Source organism: Paenibacillus sp. FSL E2-0151 (assembly GCF_037993015.1).
GTDB classification, from domain to species: Bacteria; Bacillota; Bacilli; order Paenibacillales; family Paenibacillaceae; genus Paenibacillus; species Paenibacillus amylolyticus.
Genome location: NZ_CP150308.1, coordinates 504,339 through 522,717 on the forward strand (window position 1 = coordinate 504,339; position 18,379 = coordinate 522,717).

Genomic DNA, 18,379 nt, shown 5'->3' on the forward strand with positions numbered 1-18,379 from the left:
TTAAAACTTTATACATGTAACAACGAACTATCGCAATTTTGTCATCGTCATAGTAAAAGTAATGTTTCTTGTCAAAATGACGCGAAAATCCAAAGAATGGATTTACAAAAAATAGCAAATTGTGCTAGGATGAATATAGGAAATAATTACATAAATTTAATATTTTGGGATTGTAAAGACTTGAATTCAACCTTGGTGTTTAGCTTTTTTTAAGCTATACATATAAAAAAAATTGAATGGAGGTTTTTTCAATGAAAGAATTCAATCTCGAAGCATTGGGAGCAATTGAGGACATCAGTGATGATGAGCTGATGGTCATTACAGGTGCGGTATCTGTAATTGATGTTGAAGCAAGCGGCGGTGTATTCTGTACGGTAAGTCATGAATGTCATTATAATTCGGTTTCACCTTCTTCTTGGCTGACTTGTTGTTAATTTTTACTCTTATCTTCGGGCACATAGCTGATTTCAGTTATGTGCTTGATTTTGTTATATGAGGTTTTGGGCACGAACCATCCAATAGAAGGGGAGATAAAACGATGAACATACAGGAGCGGTTACATGACTCCCGGTGGAGTGATGCACTCTACTTAACGGAGAAATACAAGCAGTTTGTGCAGCGATATGCTGCCCAAGTTCCCAATGATCTCTTATTTAGCGAGGAAATTGCTGTTGATATAAATGAAAAAAATATAACTGCTGACGTTCAGCATGGGGACATGCCTGTGGAGTACACTTCCGAGTCGGAAAGGATGCAGAAATGGCTTGAAAAGTTTTTTCAAGACCAGGAGCTATTGTCCAATCGCTTCCGGGCTGAATCCATGAATATGGAGACGGTGCAGGCTATGTTTAACGATACAGGCTTCATGTACGACTTTGTGCAGATGCCTTGGCATCAGGAACTCTGCAGCACATTTCTGGAGAATGAGCATTTGGAGATCGAATATTTTATTGAGGGGAATACGGAAGAAATCCCGTTCTTTGAGTTTTCTAGACCCTTCCTGCAACGATCCATTCAGATCATGACGGACGGCTTGAATGATGGATATGAATGGCTGGACAAACGACGTGTTACTGGGCTTGTTCTGAAGACCGTCTCGGATAAAGTGTTCCACATGTCTGCCAAGACACTAATCTATGAATTAAATAAAGCGAGATTGCAAGATGAATTGAGAGGTGACGATTCCCGGCAGCGGTATCTGCACTTTGTGAACCAGAACATGCAGTCCAGAGATCAGATTCTCTCCTTACTACTGGAATATCCTGTTCTTGCACGAGGACTTGTCGAGCACACTCTTCGGATCAGTCTGAATATGATGCGTGTTCTGGAGCGGCTGACAAGAGATCGTCGTGAACTGGAATCTTTTTTTGATTTCAAGCTGGATAAGCTGGAGGATATCGTATTTCTCGGGGATTCCCATAACGGTGGAGCTAGTGTATTGCGGTTGGCATTTGCCGAAGGGGTCAATGTCATGTACAAACCTAGGAACATGGCCATCGACACCGCTTTTGCCAGTCTGTTGCAATGGTTTAACGATCAGCGAATAGGATTACCCTTCCGTATTGCCAAATCGCTGGATCGCGCCGAATATGGCTGGCAGCAATTCATTCCCTATGAGGAAGTCACCAGTCTGGAGGGAGCGGAACGCTTTTTTGAACGGCAGGGGCAGTATCTCGCTATTTTGTATGCCGTTAATGCAACAGACATGCATATGGAGAACATTGTTGCTCAGGGCGAGCATCCCTTCTTCGTTGATCTGGAATCACTGTTGCATAATCAACCTTTCAAATATGAGGAGGAGAAGGCACACTATACAGCGCTGGAGAAGACCCTTTCGATATTGAATGATTCCGTGTTAAAAACGAGCATGTTACCAACGTTGGATTCCAACGCTTTGTATCACAGTGATCTGAGCGGACTTGCAGGGGATGTTAATCAGGTACTCAATACGTATGAGATTCATGATAAAAACACCGATACCATGAGAATCCAACGAAGCAAGGTGAGTGTGAGTCGATTTAGTCATTTGCCTTCATATGAACATACACCCATTAAACCTGAGCGATATATCCAAAGTTTGAAGGAGGGTTTCTATCGCATATACAGTGCTATTATGAAGCAAAAGGAGTCATTTATCTCAACAGTCCGCAATGACTTCCATGGTTGTGCTGTACGTACCATTGTTCGTCCGACCGTTACGTATTTTACGCTGATTGAAGCCAGTTCCCATCCGAAATATCTCAGAGACGGGTTGGATAAGAATCTGTTGTTCGACATGATGTGGATGATTGTACGGCAGGATCGTGATCGTGAAAAACTGGTGAGATATGAGTGCCATGATCTATTGCACGGCGATGTACCCATGTTCCAGACGTTTATCGGTGAGCAAATGTTGTTCCACCACTACGACAACCAAGCGATTGACGGCGTGTTTTCCTCTGATATTTTAACGCAGACCGCGGATAAAGTGCGGGCGATGAATCCCAAAGACATGGATATGCAATGGGAGTTTACCGAGCGTACAATTCAGACTAAATATGTCCTGGAACGCTCATTCGCCATGGAGAAAAGCACGGAAAGCGTCCGACCGGAAATATTGAATGAACATCAAATACACATGACCAAAGAAGAATATTTGCAAGAAGCCGTGAGGATTGGGGAGTACATAAAAGATATTGCTATTATGGGAGATGAAGGTCTTTCGGTGTCATGGATCAGTATGGGTATGGATGCAGACGAGAAGCTGATCTACAAATCTTCCGAGTTGGGGTTATATAACGGGGTAACCGGTATTGCCTATTTCTATCTGTATCTGAGTCAGGAGACAGGTGACCACAAATATATGCAGATGGTTAATCTGTGCATTCAGACTGCCTGGGAAATGATTCGCAAAAACATCGACAAAAACATCTCATTGTTCACTGGCTACGGGTCGCTTCTCTATCTGCTGGTGCATAAAGCTAACGTATGTTCCGAGCCGGGGATCAACCCGGATACACTGGAATTACTCGATATCTTGGACGATATGATTGATAGTGATCAGCAATTGGATGTGATCTCAGGTTGTGCGGGCACATTGATGGCATGTGTGGACATGTATACGAGCTTCAAATCGCAAAAAGCGCTGGATGTGGCTGTGCGATGCGCAGACCGATTGCTGGATCTTGCCCAGCCGATGGATCAAGGTATGGCTTGGGTGACGTCAGCGATCAATAAAACGCCACTTAGCGGTATTGCACATGGCAACGCAGGTATCTGTCTGAGTCTGGCTCGTCTATACAGTGCTACAGGCAACAAAGCCTATCTTGAAACTTGTATGGAAGGACTGAAGTATGAGGAAGCCCTCTACAGCCCTGAAGTAAACAATTGGAAAGATCTGCGGTTCACCGATGGCAACATGCCGGAAGAACACTATGTTATGTACTGGTGTAATGGCGCACCCGGTCTAGGGATCGCCCGCGTAGGGATAGCGCAGCAATTGAGGTCATTGGGAGCTATGGATACGATAGAAACAGATATCCGCAGGGCGTTAGCCAAGACGATGGAAGAAGGGTTTACAGAAGTTAGCTATTCGCTCTGCCATGGGGATATGGGCAATCTGGAGCTGTTCCTTCTCGCAGCCGATTACTTGCAGGATGAAGAGTTGAAGGAGTTCTCGGTTCAGATGGCAAATTACATTGTGACACAGGTGAGACGTGATAACCATCATTGGAGATGCGGCATTCCGGGTCGTCAGCAAATCCCAGGACTGATGCTAGGGCTTGCCGGAATTGGATATCAATTGCTCCGACTGTACAATCGTGACCTGCCTTCAGTACTGATGATGGAAGGACCAAAGGGCAAGGGGATAAGGGATATGGCTCAGACATACGCTATGGAAACGGCGTCCGCTCAGCAGCAGATGACTACTATGGAGCAGTCATCCCATATGGGGCAGCATCATGCCTGAACGGCCTGTATTCCGTCTGCGCCGGAAGAGACAACGCAAAATCCCTGTCAAACTGCAAATGAATCAATATGATTGTGGTCCCAGTTGCTTGCACATGTTACTTGCATATCATGGCTATGAAGCTGATTTCACCGATCTGAGGGAACGTTTTGCAATGCTGGGAAACGGCAGGGATGGTAGCTCCATGCTCAAAATGAAAGAGGTTGCTCAGACCTATCACTTGAAAGGGATAGCCAAAAAAGCGCCTGTTGAATCACTTAACAATGATTTTCTGCCAGTCATTTGTTTCTGGGAGGACAATCATTTTGTCGTGCTTGAGCGGATCAAGACGAGTGGGCACTTCATTATTGTTGATCCGGCTTTGGGAAGGCTGGTTATCAGTACGCAGGAGTTTGCGGAGAAATATTCAGGTATTTTTTTGCTCGTATATCCGGATGAGGGCTTTGTACCCTTGTCCGAGAAAAAGATTAGTAAAGTGGCGTACTTCAAGGATTTGATTCGCAGTAACAAAAAATATTTTGGTTGGACCGTTCTACTTGCTCTGGGGCTGCAATTGGTTTCGGTGGCCTTTCCGTTCTTGATGCAGGTTTCGATTGATGCGGCCACTAACGGTGAGGGCTACTCGTTATTTCCTGTCCTGATCACCAGCATTGTGCTGTTAACCCTATTTCAGATCGGTTTCAGTTATATGAAGGATATGTGCATCGTACGGCTTCAGGAATTGTTGGATTCCCAACTGACGACAAACTTTGTCTCTCATATGCTCAAACTGCCTTATCAATATTTTGAAATTCGTTCGCGTGGGGATTTGATGCTGCGGATTAATAGCAATACGACCATTCGAGAGATATTATCCCAGAAGATGATCTCTACGCTGATCAATCTATTTTTAATTGTTGTGACCTTCACGTATATTGTAATCCAGTCCCGTTTGATCGCTTTTACACTGCTTGGTGTTGGACTGGTTCAAATTCTTGTTTTTGTATACACACGTAGCAGATTTAAGAAACTGACACAGACCCAAATTGTTGCCCAAAGTTTGGCTGGATCATTCATGACGGAAGTGTTGGAAGGCATCTCGACCATCAAATCACTTGGGATTGAAGAGCGTACCGGGGAAAAATGGAGAGCACTATTCATGCGTCAGCTCGCAACGGTCAAGGAAAAAGCTATTTTTCAGACAAGAGTAAATACCGTGACGAATACGCTGAGTTTTATGACTCCGATGCTCATTCTGCTGGTGGGACTATATCAGATTATGCAGGGGAATATGACACTTGGTATGCTCGTTTCATTCCAGTCCCTGGCCGCGCTGTTTCTGGGGCCGCTGAACTCGCTTGCTTTGATGCTGAACGAGTTCGTGATGGCGGATGCGCTACTGGATCGAATCTATGATGTCATTCAAGCCGAGGAAAGTAATAAATTCAAGAAGAAAACACCGACCCTCCGAGATGTAAAGCTGAATGGGGATATTACAATTGATCAGGTCAGTTTCAGGTATACCGACTACGGGGAAGATGTGCTGAAAAATATTAATATTACGATTAAAGCAGGGCAAAGGGTCGCTCTGGTTGGCAAATCAGGCTCAGGAAAGAGTACCTTGGCGAAATTGCTGGTAGGGCTGTATACGCCCACACAGGGTAATATCTATTTTGACGGCGTGGTTGTAGAAGAACTGGAGCAGCAGGATATTCGCAGCCAGATCAGTATCGTGCTTCAGGATAACTTTGTGTTTAACAACACCGTGTATGACAACATCAGGCTACATGCAGAGGGTTCAACGCTGGAGGATGTAATGTTCGCAGCGAAGCTGGCGGATATTCATGACGATATTGAGAAGATGCCAATGAAGTATAACACACTGATCTCTGAAGCGGGTTCGAATCTGTCTGGAGGGCAGAAGCAACGTGTCGCTCTCGCGCGAGCATTGGTAAGCAGACCCAAAGTTCTTCTGTTGGATGAGGCAACTAGTGCTTTGGATACTGTTACAGAAGCGACGATTGCCCATAATCTGAATATGTTGAAATGCACCCAGATTATCATTGCTCACAGACTCAGTACCATTCGAAGCGCGGACACCATATATGTACTGGATCAGGGTGTACTCGTGGATGCTGGAACACATGATGAATTGATTGGACGATGTAAATCCTACAATGATCTCGTGTGTGAACAACTGGACGAAACCGGGGCCAGACAGTATGGATGAGGCTAGTGAGGATGATGTTGACGGAAGACAAAAGGCTTTCTTTTCTACACAATATGTGTTGAAGAGAATGCTTTTTTGTTATATATGGAAAATCCGAGAAGCTAAACTGATGCAAAATTCAGGAAATCGGGTAATATACACGCGAACACGCGTATGAATCATATTAGGAAGAAAGATACATAAAAACGATGCTCTCAGCCGATGTGGTCATGTTGATTTTGTACTATGATTCAGTTAACAGAAGCAGAAGGCATGGGTGAATGATCCTGATTCATTGGGTGCACATATACATTGAAATCATAAGAAGAAGGTGATTGGTATGAGGCCAATACAAAAAAAGGTATGTGTATTCTTACTAATTGTGCTATCTATCTTTATTTTGGGAGGCTGTCAGAACATGAAAGAAAGTGAGAAACAGGCACTTTTTCAAGAAGCAGAAGCAAAAGCGGTCAAATATTTCAAAGACAAGTATGAGATGAACGTTGTCATTACAAGCAAGGAGTTGCTACCCGAAATGGCACTGGACTCGATTGCAATGGAAGGGCATGTAGTAGAGCAGGAGGATCAGGAGTTCACTATTTCCTATGACTATAATGATAAAAAAATCAAAAATTTTGGAATGAGCCCTGCCATCAAGGCAGCCATCATTGAGAAAGGCTACGATCCTTTTGCCAAGTAGATTGTATTGAATTTTGGGAGGTGAACATAACATGGGGGATACACCAAGAATTGATGATGAAACATACCGTCTGATGTCGGAACTGGCTTATGAAAATGCCAAAGCAGGTACTGAATATGCGAATCTACCAGGCTGGCAAGTGCTTGAGGATACGCATGGCAACGGTTATTCCGGGTTTGACGCAGTGACTTTTTACAATCCGGAAACGGGGCAGGCGGTCATTTCTTACCGAGGAACAGAAGGAAGTGCCGGATGGGATCGTAAAGGGCCTGATTTTCTGGCGGATGGTCAGATTGCGATCCCCGAACTGGGCAGAAAAATTGAACAATCTACCGATTTCACACCCGATTGGTTATCAGGTGGAATTCAAAAGGTAAAAGACGTCACCGGGCTGACTCATTTGGATAATGCGGTGGGTGAGCTGGATAGACAGATTGATAAAAAGCTGAATCCTTTTCCAAATCAAATGTACGAAGCAGAAGACTACGCGAAGGATATGCAGAACAAATACAAGAATTTGGACTTCTCTCTGACAGGGCATTCATTAGGCGGCGGAAATGCTCAGTATGCAGCAGCGCATACGGGAATGACGGCAGTAACCTTTAGTGCGCCATCTGTAATATCCAGCTTGACTCCATCACTGAAACGCAAGGCAGAAGAGGGTGGATTCGATAATCAGATCGTAAACTTTGGTCACCCGGGTGACTTTGTTGCCAGTGGATTCTTTGGTGGCTATGATCGTCATGTTGGTTCCATGTATTACATCAACTCTAATTACAAGGACATGAATGACAACATGAGCATGGGAGATAAGATGGGTAACACCTTTGGTGGGAAGGAATACCACGACCTGAAGCAGTATCAGTTCGAGAATGGTTATATTTCCAATGATCTATACGACCCTACCACTGGTGAGAAAATCAATAAAACTCCCCGTGAACCTTCCAATATCATGACGGAGCTTGCGGATGTTATGCGTAGCTTTGGTGTGCAGACTAGCAAGATGGTTGCAGGTGTTGGCTCAGTGGGGGGAGCTTCCGGACTAATTCAGGTAACGCCGGAAGAACTGAAAAGTGTCGCTTCACGGTGGAAGCAAAATGCACAACAATGCAATGCGGAGCTGAATCAGGTGCGAACCCGCATGGCCCAATATCTGCATACGAGTCGCAGTCGCAGACTGGAGCCAATTGTCACCCAATTGGACGCATCCATTCATGAACTTGGCACATGGCATATGAAACACACCAGCCAGTTCCTGAACTTTATTGATGAGAAGGCGGATGCTTTCCGGCAGGCTGACGAGAGTCCGGTTCATTTTTAATTAGGATTTCTGGGTGGCTAGCGTTGATATCACGTACATAGGGGAGGGGAACACGAGTGGGTGGACAATTGCTGGTGGAATTGAATGATCTTCGGATTGCGGAAAAAGAACTGACACAGCTGCTTGCCCGTCTGCAAGCCGATGAACAGGAAGCGCGGGCGCTATATAGTCGCTTGAACGATTGGAAAGGCCAGTCCGCAGATCATACAAGACAGCAGATTGAAGAGTTTTTTGCGGGCCTGTCCAGACGTATTCAATCCATTGAACAGCAGAAGAAAAGCTTGCTGCAATACATTGAGATCATGATCCAGACGGATCAGGAACGCTAAAGGGTGGTAAGGCTGATGCCAAATTGCGGATGGTAATCAGCGTGGATAAGAGTGTGACCGTGGAGCGGCATGATTAGTGCCTTAACCACGGATTGTAAAGAACATGGGTAGCCAATCAAAATGATGATAGCTAAAAAGCCTACGGCATATCGGGTTTGAACCCGTATGCCATAGGCTTTTTGTTATCTGAATTTTTCTCAGGTTTTCGTAAAACTGTAAGTTAGTTCTTAACGTTTTTTGCGACGTGTAGCCAACGCAATCCCCAAGAAGGACAAGATCAGGGCCAGAATGGATACGATCAATGTTGCTTGTTGAAGCTTCAGCGTACCCGGGTCTGTATCCGTGTTGTTTGGTTCACCTGTAACGGTGTCATTGAGTGCATCGCCCAGCGTGGTGTCATCGTTTGCTTTGCTATCGTCGGTAGCTGCATTATCTCCAGTGGCGCCTTCTGTACCTGCACTATCATGTCCATCGTTGGCATGACCTCCACCTGCCGCAGCATTACCAGCAACAGCCGGATCTTCGCTAATCGTTGTGATACTGTGCGGGTTGGCATCACTTGGTTGCCCTGTCCATTCTACGATGCTGCCATCGCTGTAGTATTGGAATGCATCCCAAGCTACTTCAGCTTCCGCCTTAGGGTTCTGTGCAACGAAGTTGAACTGCTGGAATTGTCCTGCCAGAATGCCTTCGTTATCGCCGTCAATCTCCCACGTAATTGATGTTACTTCATTGGAATCGTTCTTCTCTGTGGTGATTTTCCAGCCTGCCAGTGGTTGATATTGCTTGAATGCAACACCTTCCGGAACTTTCATGGTGATTTTGGTTGTAGGCAGTTCTTTCTCGGATGGAATCTTAATGGTGTACGTCTGCCATGCACTTGTCTGTGCAACGGATGGGCTAACGGTAACATGAGCGCTAGCGAATCCGGCGAATAACATGAATGCTGCGGTACCTGTTGCGATAGTGGATGTTAGTTTGGAAATCCATGATGTTTTCTTCAAAATAAATAACCCCTCTCAGTTCTTATCATATATGATTCGGCCCATTTTCTTAAATGAGTGTCTACGTTCTGCAAAGGCCGTTTCGGTTACGAATTGTTCTTTCGAGTGATTAAAAGCAGATTACACTTGCTACTTCGATGACAGAATAACCTTCCGATCGCTGTTATCCCCAGATTTTTTGATTCCCTTTTCTTAAAGGGTAAAATCCGGGGATAGCATTTGCTTCCGAAGCAGCTTTCTTTCAGAAAGCTTTTAGGCGAACGCCTCGCTTCTTCACGCTATTTCTGTCCTCTCCGTTCTCGTGTAGATCAGAAAGCTTTTAGCTTCGCTTCTCCAGAATCAATTTCGTTCCCTTCATTACATTTGCAGTTTGTAGAAACACTAATTTTAGATTGGGTCACTTTTCAATATAAACGTTGTGTAACTATGGCTTGGCGGTGTCGATCTCAAATTCGGCATCCAGTGCATCCAACGTTTTGGTCAGGAGATGAACCCTGATATTCCAACGTCCAGGCATGGAGATGTAATCTTCAGCCTTGTACACACCGGTATCATTTTTCGGAATGGTAATCTCATAGATCCCCATATCCATGTCCAGATGTGTGAGTGACAGTGTGATCTGTTCCAGATCGTTAACGATACTTCCATCTGCCCGTTTCACATCAACTTCGAATTGGTTCTCTCCCGTTATATTGGGACTCACCTGAAGTGTGATCGCCGAGCCGTCTTCTGTAGTTTTTGTCTCCTGATACGGTCCGACCGCAGCGGGTTGTCCTGGAGACAGGTGTGTCAGTACGGCAGCCAGAGCGAGAATCACAGCACCGGTGGCAAGCTCGGCTTTCAGGCTGCCGGATAATCTGCTACCCGTTGCTGCTCTTGCCAATCTAGCATGACGCCAGGCGAAGACAAGCATTAAAATAAGCAGGACGATCTTGCCGATCAGGACAAGGCCATAAGCTGTAGTGAACAAGGAAGTCAGCACAGGTGCTGGTAGAATAATCAGACTGCTGTATATCCCTGTAGCAACCAGAGCGGCTACGGCGCCAATTCCCCAGGCGGTAAACCTGCGAATAGCAACCCAGTAGACCTCTCCTCGCACCTTCGATGGCAGCTTATCCGCCAGTGGAGGCAAACATATCGCCATGGCAGTTAGTGCGCCAATCCAGAAAGCGGCACCGATCAGATGCACGAAGTCCATGGCAATCGCGAGAGCACGTTGATCCGCCGCAGCCGGATGTCCCGTCATGGCATGCGTGAACAGCCATCCAAGCACGAGCACAAGTGAGCCATAGGAAGACCAGATGCGAGCACGGATGGATCGATCGCGATCATATCCGGAGAGAATCGTGACGGCCAGCAACATTACAATGAGTATTTGTAACATCCAGATCTGACCAAAGGATGTCAGCTTGAGCGCACTTCCGATCAGTGCCCAGCTTAGTTCGTTCAGAGCCACACCAGATTCATATAACGTATTCAGTGGCAGGCTGACCAGAGCGGCAAAGGAAGCAGCAGCATAACTGATCCATAACAATCTGTAGCTGCCTGGAACGTCCATAGGTTCTCTTGTCATGGATGCTGGTGCGATTCGCAGCAGTAAGAATGCAAGTGTCCCCAGAATGACAGACAATCCGAGATACTGAATCCAGTCTGTCAGGGATACAATCCATTTCAGCGGCCCACCTGTTGAACCAGAACCGGATGTAAGATCACTCAGTCCGGCAGGAGAACCGGATGGTTCACCGATATGGAAAACATACGCCCCTTGAATTGGGTGTCCATCGGCAGATACAGCTTTCCAGTTAACGGCATAAGTCCCGTTCCCGAGTCCAGCCTGCAGGCCAGTCTCCAGAATATGAGGGCGATCCACATCGATCTTTACATTTCCATCGTCTGCCTGATTGCCGTCAGGTCCGGTAATTTTGATATCATAAAAGGCCGTCTGCAAGGATTCGTTGAACTCCAGCGTCAGCCGCTCGGGAGCAGCTACGAGGATCTCATTTTCTCCTGGCGAAGCCTTAACAATATAAGCATGGGCAGATGCCCACTGTGGCATAACAAGGCAACATACGAGCAACAGACAGGTGACCAATGCCCAGTGCCGTTTGCTCCATTTCAGGGTAAAGCGTGTAAAAATCAAAAAATCATCACCCTCAGGTTATAGATTTGTAGTCATTCATGGTCCTTAAACACAATCTAACCCATTATAACTTTGTCCAAAATGACTGCGTATGACTACATTGGGCTATAAAAAAACGATTTGGTCTACATAATTGTGACAAAAGCATGAATGCTATGTCATTTCTCACCTATGTCGGAAGCATCATTGACTCCGAATTAACAATGTTTATTTGCGAAGTTTACGTCCTGCAAGCCCGCTCTCTAGTGCGTAGCGGGTGAGTTGTACCCGGTTTTCAAGCTGGAGCTTCTGCAAAATGTTTTTGAGATGATTCTTCACCGTCTGGTCTGAAATACCGAGTTGATCGGCAATCTCCCGATTGGTATATCCCGCGGATACCCATTGCAGAATCTCAAGTTCCCGCGCCGTTAGCGGGTTATCTTGCACATCTTCACTGCGTGGTGCGGGGAACTCCTGCAAAATCCGGTAGGCCAGTTCCTTACTGAGCGGTGCGTCGTCACTGACGATGGCGCGCAGGTATTCAAGCCAGGTGGAAGGCGTTAGATTTTTGAGCAAATAGCCTTGAGCGCCTTGTTTCAGTGCTTCGAACAGAAACGTCACATCATCCGATACCGTGACCATAACAACAATAACATAAGGGAATCGCAGCTTGATCTGACGGGTGGCTTCCAGCCCATCCATGCCCGGCATCTGCACGTCCATCAGGATCAGGTCGGGCATCCATTGTCCGGTGAGCTCCAGCGCTTCCTGGCCATTCGAAGCTGTACCAATCACTTCAAACAGGCTGTCCTCGGATAAAATGCTACAGATCGCTTCACGCGCATGCGCATGATCATCAACAACCAATACACGTACATGTTCCATATTAAGCATGCTCCTTTCCTATCGTCATTCGTGTATGACCCGGTCTTGAATCGAGGGTGAAAGACCAACCCATCTCGGCAGCACGCTCCTTCGTAATTCGCAGTCCGTACCGATCCTTCAGATGAAGAGGATCTCCACTTAGTCCATTTCCATTATCCTGAATATAAATGAACCAGGCAATTGGGTTACCTTCCGCGTGAACCTGAACGCGGGTAGCTTGCGCATGTTTGCGTACATTCAGTAGTCCCTCCCGGATACAAGCGAGCAGTTCCACTTGTTCCTTGGCAGAGAACGTTACACCCTTGAGGTCCCAATGAATCTGTGCACCAGGTACCGTTTCCTTGACGAGCACTTCGACCTGCGCATGCAGTGAAATAATTTCTGATGTTACCGTAGAGGAAGGAACAAAACGCAACTGGGCAATGGCTTGCCTTACATATGTATTGACTTCATGCACGGTTTTTTGAATCTCCTGGATCTCATGCTCATGTCCGCTGCCTGCCAGACTACGGCCTGCTTTATTGGTCTTCACTGAGAGCAGGAAAAGAGACTGAGATATGCCGTCGTGAAGTTCTCTTGCCAATTGGTCACGAGCTTCCAGCGCTGCTTTTGCTGCACGTTCCTGCTCCAGAGCAGCCCTGGCACCTTCGAGCATGTGGAACAATCGGCTGAGCAGTGTCACGCTGACGAGATAAACGATGACGGGTGTTAACCAGTTTCCAGCATCCATCGAAAGGTACGGCATCAGAAACTGATGGCGAATGTATTCCCAGATGCCAACCGTGAATGTGGGGATCAGCAGAATCATCCATTTAATTTGTTTATAGGACATGAATGCAGAACTCCTTTGATCTAGGATTAGCTTAATTAGGTACTTTATTTATACAGGGATGGGATCATTATAACCCAAGCTTGTCCAAGACCCTAGTCTGTGTCTTTGGAGAAAGCTGGGGAGGATCAGAGAGTATTTAGAAGGATATCTAAGAATGACAAGGGGTGAAATGTTGTCACGCTAGGTGAGGGTTGGTGTGTCCAGCTGAGGAAGGCTGAGTCCGTTTTCCCTATCGGAGAAGGTCCTCTATACTTAATATAGAACGTGAATTCATTACAAAACATGTTAAGGAGTGACGCAACAACATGAGTCAAGAAGTATTGGAACGTCGCAGTGAATTGCTCAAAAAGAACATTCATCAGATGCTTGTTCAAGACAATCAGCACGGTATCAGTCGCCAAGACAACATGTTTTTGCAGCAGATGATTAAAGAGCTGCATCAGACCTCACATGAGCTGAATACCAAATCTTAATGTAGAATCTGCACGAGAATGAAGTTGTCTGGTGTACGATTCATTCCATGAAAATGAAAATGGCGCTATCTCCGATCAGACCGGGGATAGCGCTTTTACTTTTTCTGGGCTTATAGAAGAAGTTCTGTTTATTTTACTGCAACTGTTGCTGAGCGGTTCTTTTCTCAATATATTGAATGAACAACTCGGCAAGCTCCGGATCGAACTGTGAACCCGAACATGAGCGCAGCTCCCGAATGGCTTCTTCCATGTTCTTGGTTTCCTGATACGGCCGCTCTGTCGTCATGGCATCAAAGGAGTCAATCACGGTCAGCATCCGGCAGAGCCGGGGAATCTCGTTACCCTTCAGGCCGTAAGGATAGCCTTTGCCATCATAGCGCTCGTGGTGAAGTTCAATATACGGAATCAGATCGGCGAAGCGATCGTTCGTGATCACCATTTTTTTGCCCCAGGTGACATGTCCTTTGATCGTTTCCCATTCTTCTGCGGTGAGCTTGTCCTTTTTGTTCAGAATGGACCAAGGAATCTCCAGTTTTCCGATGTCATGAATCAGTGCTCCCAGCACGAAGCGACGTTTTTCCGCATTGTCCAGTGCGAGCAATTCACTGATATCCAGTGCATATTTGTAGACCCGTTTGGAATGTTTAAACGTATCCATATCTTTGTATCTGAACAGATTGAGCTGCTGTTCGATGTCACGAACGTCCTGTACCAGATCAATCTCGTGTTCCATGCCATCATTGCTGCCGTGGCGGTGCACGTTGTTCTTGCCCTGTTTCTTCGCATAATATAGTGCTTTATCCGCCTGATCCACAAGCTGGGATTTGTTATACATATCCACCTGATAGGGCGCGACGCCAGCAGAGAAGGAGAGACAACCGTGTGGAAACACTTCAACGCCTTCAAACGGCGTGTCGTTCAGTTGTTTACGCAGCTTGTTCATGAACCTGTAGGATTCGTCCAACTCCATGCCTGGCATGAGCAAAGTGAACTCTTCTCCTCCATAACGAAAGGCGGTAACAGGTGTGCCTTCCGTCTTTCGCATTAGAAAATCCCCCAGCAGGGCCAGCAGACTGTCACCTTGAAGGTGGCCAAACCGATCGTTATACTTTTTGAAATCATCGATATCAATAAGTCCCAGACAGAGCGGGGTTCCCTGCGTTCGAGCGTTAGTCAGTTCGCTTTCTAACATGCTTTCGAAATAACTATGGTTGAACAGACCTGTACGTTGATCCGTGTTGGCCTTTTCCTCAATCGTCTGATACATCACGAACAACTGCCTGAATGCATGGGAGAGCAGAATGCTAAGACTTAGATACAACAACAGGCCAAGTACGCCATTGTGCACAACCAGAATTGTCAGGACCAGCGCCAGAATCAGCGTACACAGATAAACCAGCAGGGATTCGGTAACGAATGCCCGCTTCATCTGCTGTAATGCATCCTTTGTTGAGAAATGAAAGAATAAGCCAAGTGTGATCGTGTTGATGATGAAGTAGGCTGCGAGCGCTGCAAAATAAGGAATCAGGTTATAGCCGTCCAGAGTTCCCGATTGCCCGCCAGTCCACTCAAACACGGCAGCTGCTCCCGTAATCATGAGACTGTAGATGCTGAAATTAACAATGTGTTTCCACCAGGTTAGTTTACGCTCTTTGATTAACAGGATGATGGAGACAGGAAGCAGTACGGATAAACTGAAAGCTCCGCCAAACATGAATATACAGGCAAGGTATACCGATGAATCCATGGATTGCTGATTGCCTTTGGGTGGAATCTGGAACGTGAAATAATCCAGAATTAACGCCGCACCCAGCATGGTGTAGACCATAACCCAATCCGCCGTGGTTAGATGAAGGTAAGACCACTTGTTCATGTATAGAAAAACACCGATCCCGGTACAACTAAGCAAAATAACATACATACTGCTTCGATCTGCCTTATGGATAAGGTTACGAATAAAGTTCATAAAAAATCTCCTGCTTGAGTTTAGTCTAATCTTGATGTGTATATAGTGGGTGTTCTTCTATAGGGATATACTATATAGATGTATAACATACCAAGTTGCCTGCCAAAAATCCAGACAGAAAAAACAGGCCGCTGGCAGCCTGTTTGTCTTGTTGGGTGGTATGGATACTAGCCGCCCAGCTTGTATCCCGAAGTTAACGCTACAACGACAGAAGCCACGATGATTGCGTTGATGACAATGCGGGAATATTTCACACCTTCAAATTTTTTCATGGAGAAGACCTCCCTTCCTTGGAGTCTACCTGTTTTCTTCAAGCCTGATGAGTTTTAGCAGGTTGCACAGCCTTTTTGTCCCGATTCACCATCATGTATTGAATAAAAAGGAATATGCCAATATTCATGACCACATCACCGATACTGATGACCTGAGTCCGTGGATAAGGGCTGGAGAGTGGGATGATATCACCGAGAAAAGGCAGATTTGTAGATGCATCCATCATAAAATGCTTTGATACGGCGCCGCCTTCCCGGAGCATGTCTACATAGTAGGGTCCCAGTACAGCGGAGGCTTCCACAGAAACAGGCATGCGCCCACCGTTTACAGCCATAACGGCAAAATTGAGAAATACCCCAATCCAGATGAGCATGAAACCGGTATGGTGTCTGTTGAGCCACAGGAAAGTGAGCCCTGTAATGTAGACGGCAGCAAAGAGATACCCATTAATGGATGCCACCCATTCGAATCGTTCCTGGAGATAGAAAATAAAGAACTGGATTAGCAGCAATACAGGGAAAATCCAGCCACTTCGCAGCTTGAGTGCTGCAAACTGGTTGAGCCCATGCCTCAACCCGCCCCGAAAAAATCCAACGATCAAGCCTAGTAGAATACCGTCATATACCATGGAGTAACTCCTGTTCGTGCGGAGATATGCAATATGATTGCGTGTTTGTGTACATAAAGGATTCGACCTTATATTGGTAATTCCTGCATGAGGAAAATGATTTTGTAGAAGAAATTTGCAAAATGCTGAACAAAAAACCGCCTTTACGAATCTAGGGGTCGAAACCCCTGTAAAATTCGGTAAGGACGGCTGCTTATGGTGCCAAAATACGAGCTTTGATTCGGTTGAAGACGGAATTTATTTTATTCAGATCCACCGTTCAGATAGTTGAAGAAAGGCTGGTCCACCCAGAAGTCATACGTCGTAATGTCCGCATCAGGTGCCAGTTTCAGGAAACCTTCCCGAATGGATTTGGCATTCTCTTTCAGAGAGAAGGACTGAGCGTAGTAATTGCCAAGCGCGATCTTATTATTGGAAATGACAGGGTAGTTCGCCAATGCGGTTGGTGAATAATACAGCGGTTGCCACCAGGAGCTGAGAATCAGTGGAGATGTACTGTCACTGTTCTTTTTGGCATATTTCAGCACAATGTCGTTGAAGCGAACTTTGTCTGCCACATTGTTGAACTCGAACTGGATATCATATTCCTTCGCAGAAGCAATATAGTTACCGTTATCGATCTGTGTCACCTTATAATCAGGCGTTTCCTTCGGCTCGCCCCATTCCTTCAAATAAATGAAGGCAGATGTCTTCGGCTGGAATTGCACATCAGCATCAATACCTTCGCTACGCAGCAAACCAACCAACTGTACAGCATGTTGAATATTATCGTGGCCGTAGGTAAGTGTCAGTTCATCGATAAAGTTGGAATCAAAGCGGCTATCCTTCAGATTGTAACCTGTTACGAGATCATCTCGCAGCGCCTGATCCACAATCTTTCTCAGCTCAGGTGATTCGATCAGATCCGCTGTGCGATATGCAGCATACAGTTTGGAATAGATATCCGCATCGCCGGAACGCCCAATCTCATGTTTGTATTTCCCTTGACTGACCAGTACGCGTCCAAGCAAAGTATTAGCGAAATCTTTACTTGCTACGCCACCCTTAAGGAGAGCGGGGTATAGGCTTTCAGGAATCAGGCCTGTATCGATCGCAGCAGCCAGCTCCTGTGCGGCTTGTCCCTGAACACGGTTTGGGCTAATGCCAGCTTTGGCAAGCGCTTTGGCTGTTTTCTCTGCAGGATAAGTATAAGCCAGTTCCTTGAATCCGGCTGCTTTCACCGCGATGAAGACCGCTGCATAAGTGCTCAGTTGATCCTTAGCACGTACTTCTGTACCCGTAAGAACCCCATTATTGTATAAGGATACGGCAGCATCATATGAAGAATCACCAGAAGACAGATCGGTAAAGACAGGAGCTTTGGCTTCACTGTCACTTGCTTGAGTTGCTTCCGTGATGGCTGCAATGGCTTGAATGAAATCACCTTTGGTAATCTGTTGCGGCAATTGAATGTTGTATTTCGCTTGCAAGAATTGAGCAAAATCCGCTGCGCTTTCCGTGTAAGCAACTGGCGCCTGAGCTACCGGTCCTTTGACACTTTGTGAGGTGGTTGGTTTAGCCGGAGTTGCAGATGCTGCAGAAGCAGAAGCGGGCAAGCTAAGGCTGCCGAGTGTTACCGGAGCGGCGAGTAGGGCTGCCAACGTGATCTGGGTGATTTTTTTCAAATGAATAGCCTCCTTAAAATGGGTTGGAAAATAATTAGCTTTGGGTTA

Annotated in this window: 14 protein-coding genes; 7 read left to right on the top strand and 7 right to left on the bottom strand. The window is 46.0% G+C overall.

The genetic code is table 11. The features are described 5' to 3' along the window. The first annotated feature begins 251 nt into the window (after positions 1-251). The 6 genes from MHI55_RS02500 to MHI55_RS02525 all read left to right on the top strand — a co-directional run bounded on the left by MHI55_RS02500 (position 252) and on the right by MHI55_RS02525 (position 8,487). On the top strand, positions 252-434 hold the full coding sequence (locus tag MHI55_RS02500) for a type A2 lanthipeptide (protein ID WP_339190157.1): 183 nt from the start codon (positions 252-254) through the stop codon (positions 432-434). 104 nt (positions 435-538) lie between these two features. Next, complete coding sequence (locus MHI55_RS02505; RefSeq protein ID WP_339190155.1) at positions 539-3,949, top strand: type 2 lanthipeptide synthetase LanM family protein; 3,411 nt, start codon at positions 539-541, stop codon at positions 3,947-3,949. Then, a complete protein-coding gene (locus MHI55_RS02510; RefSeq protein ID WP_339190153.1) occupies positions 3,942-6,158 on the top strand; it encodes a peptidase domain-containing ABC transporter in 2,217 nt (738 codons plus the stop codon). The genes MHI55_RS02505 and MHI55_RS02510 overlap by 8 nt, the downstream gene beginning before the upstream one ends. Before the next feature lie 397 nt (positions 6,159-6,555). Next, positions 6,556-6,837, top strand: a complete 282-nt coding sequence (locus MHI55_RS02515) for a hypothetical protein (RefSeq protein WP_017691026.1) — start codon at positions 6,556-6,558, stop codon at positions 6,835-6,837. 31 nt (positions 6,838-6,868) lie between these two features. Next, a complete protein-coding gene (locus tag MHI55_RS02520) occupies positions 6,869-8,158 on the top strand; it encodes a hypothetical protein (RefSeq protein ID WP_340388637.1) in 1,290 nt (429 codons plus the stop codon). 56 nt (positions 8,159-8,214) lie between these two features. Then, positions 8,215-8,487 carry a hypothetical protein gene (locus MHI55_RS02525; RefSeq protein ID WP_017691024.1) on the top strand — a complete coding sequence of 91 codons (273 nt, stop codon included), beginning with the start codon at positions 8,215-8,217 and terminating at the stop codon, positions 8,485-8,487. 227 nt (positions 8,488-8,714) lie between these two features. On the opposite strand, the gene MHI55_RS02530 is transcribed toward MHI55_RS02525, so the two are convergent. The 4 genes from MHI55_RS02530 to MHI55_RS02545 form a co-directional block, all read right to left on the bottom strand. Continuing rightward, on the bottom strand, positions 8,715-9,491 hold the full coding sequence (locus tag MHI55_RS02530; protein ID WP_340388639.1) for a YcnI family protein: 777 nt from the start codon (positions 9,489-9,491) through the stop codon (positions 8,715-8,717). 424 nt (positions 9,492-9,915) lie between these two features. Then, positions 9,916-11,631, bottom strand: coding sequence for a copper resistance protein CopC (locus MHI55_RS02535; protein WP_340388641.1), 1,716 nt, complete (start codon positions 11,629-11,631; stop codon positions 9,916-9,918). A gap of 207 nt (positions 11,632-11,838) precedes the next feature. Continuing rightward, positions 11,839-12,495, bottom strand: a complete 657-nt coding sequence (locus MHI55_RS02540; protein WP_036616682.1) for a response regulator transcription factor — start codon at positions 12,493-12,495, stop codon at positions 11,839-11,841. 1 nt (position 12,496) lies between these two features. Next, positions 12,497-13,327 (bottom strand): histidine kinase, encoded by an 831-nt coding sequence (locus MHI55_RS02545; RefSeq protein ID WP_340388643.1) that lies wholly within the window; start codon positions 13,325-13,327, stop codon positions 12,497-12,499. A gap of 305 nt (positions 13,328-13,632) precedes the next feature. Here MHI55_RS02545 and MHI55_RS02550 point away from each other — a divergent pair, with 305 nt between their 5' ends. Beyond that, positions 13,633-13,800, top strand: coding sequence for a hypothetical protein (locus tag MHI55_RS02550; protein WP_017691019.1), 168 nt, complete (start codon positions 13,633-13,635; stop codon positions 13,798-13,800). 133 nt (positions 13,801-13,933) lie between these two features. On the opposite strand, the gene MHI55_RS02555 is transcribed toward MHI55_RS02550, so the two are convergent. The 3 genes from MHI55_RS02555 to MHI55_RS02565 form a co-directional block, all read right to left on the bottom strand. Then, a complete protein-coding gene (locus tag MHI55_RS02555; RefSeq protein WP_047840385.1) occupies positions 13,934-15,766 on the bottom strand; it encodes a diguanylate cyclase in 1,833 nt (610 codons plus the stop codon). A gap of 310 nt (positions 15,767-16,076) precedes the next feature. Beyond that, complete coding sequence (locus tag MHI55_RS02560) at positions 16,077-16,667, bottom strand: DUF5317 domain-containing protein (RefSeq protein ID WP_340388646.1); 591 nt, start codon at positions 16,665-16,667, stop codon at positions 16,077-16,079. 242 nt (positions 16,668-16,909) lie between these two features. Next, positions 16,910-18,331 carry a hypothetical protein gene (locus MHI55_RS02565; RefSeq protein WP_340388649.1) on the bottom strand — a complete coding sequence of 474 codons (1,422 nt, stop codon included), beginning with the start codon at positions 18,329-18,331 and terminating at the stop codon, positions 16,910-16,912. Between the last annotated feature and the right edge of the window lie 48 nt (positions 18,332-18,379).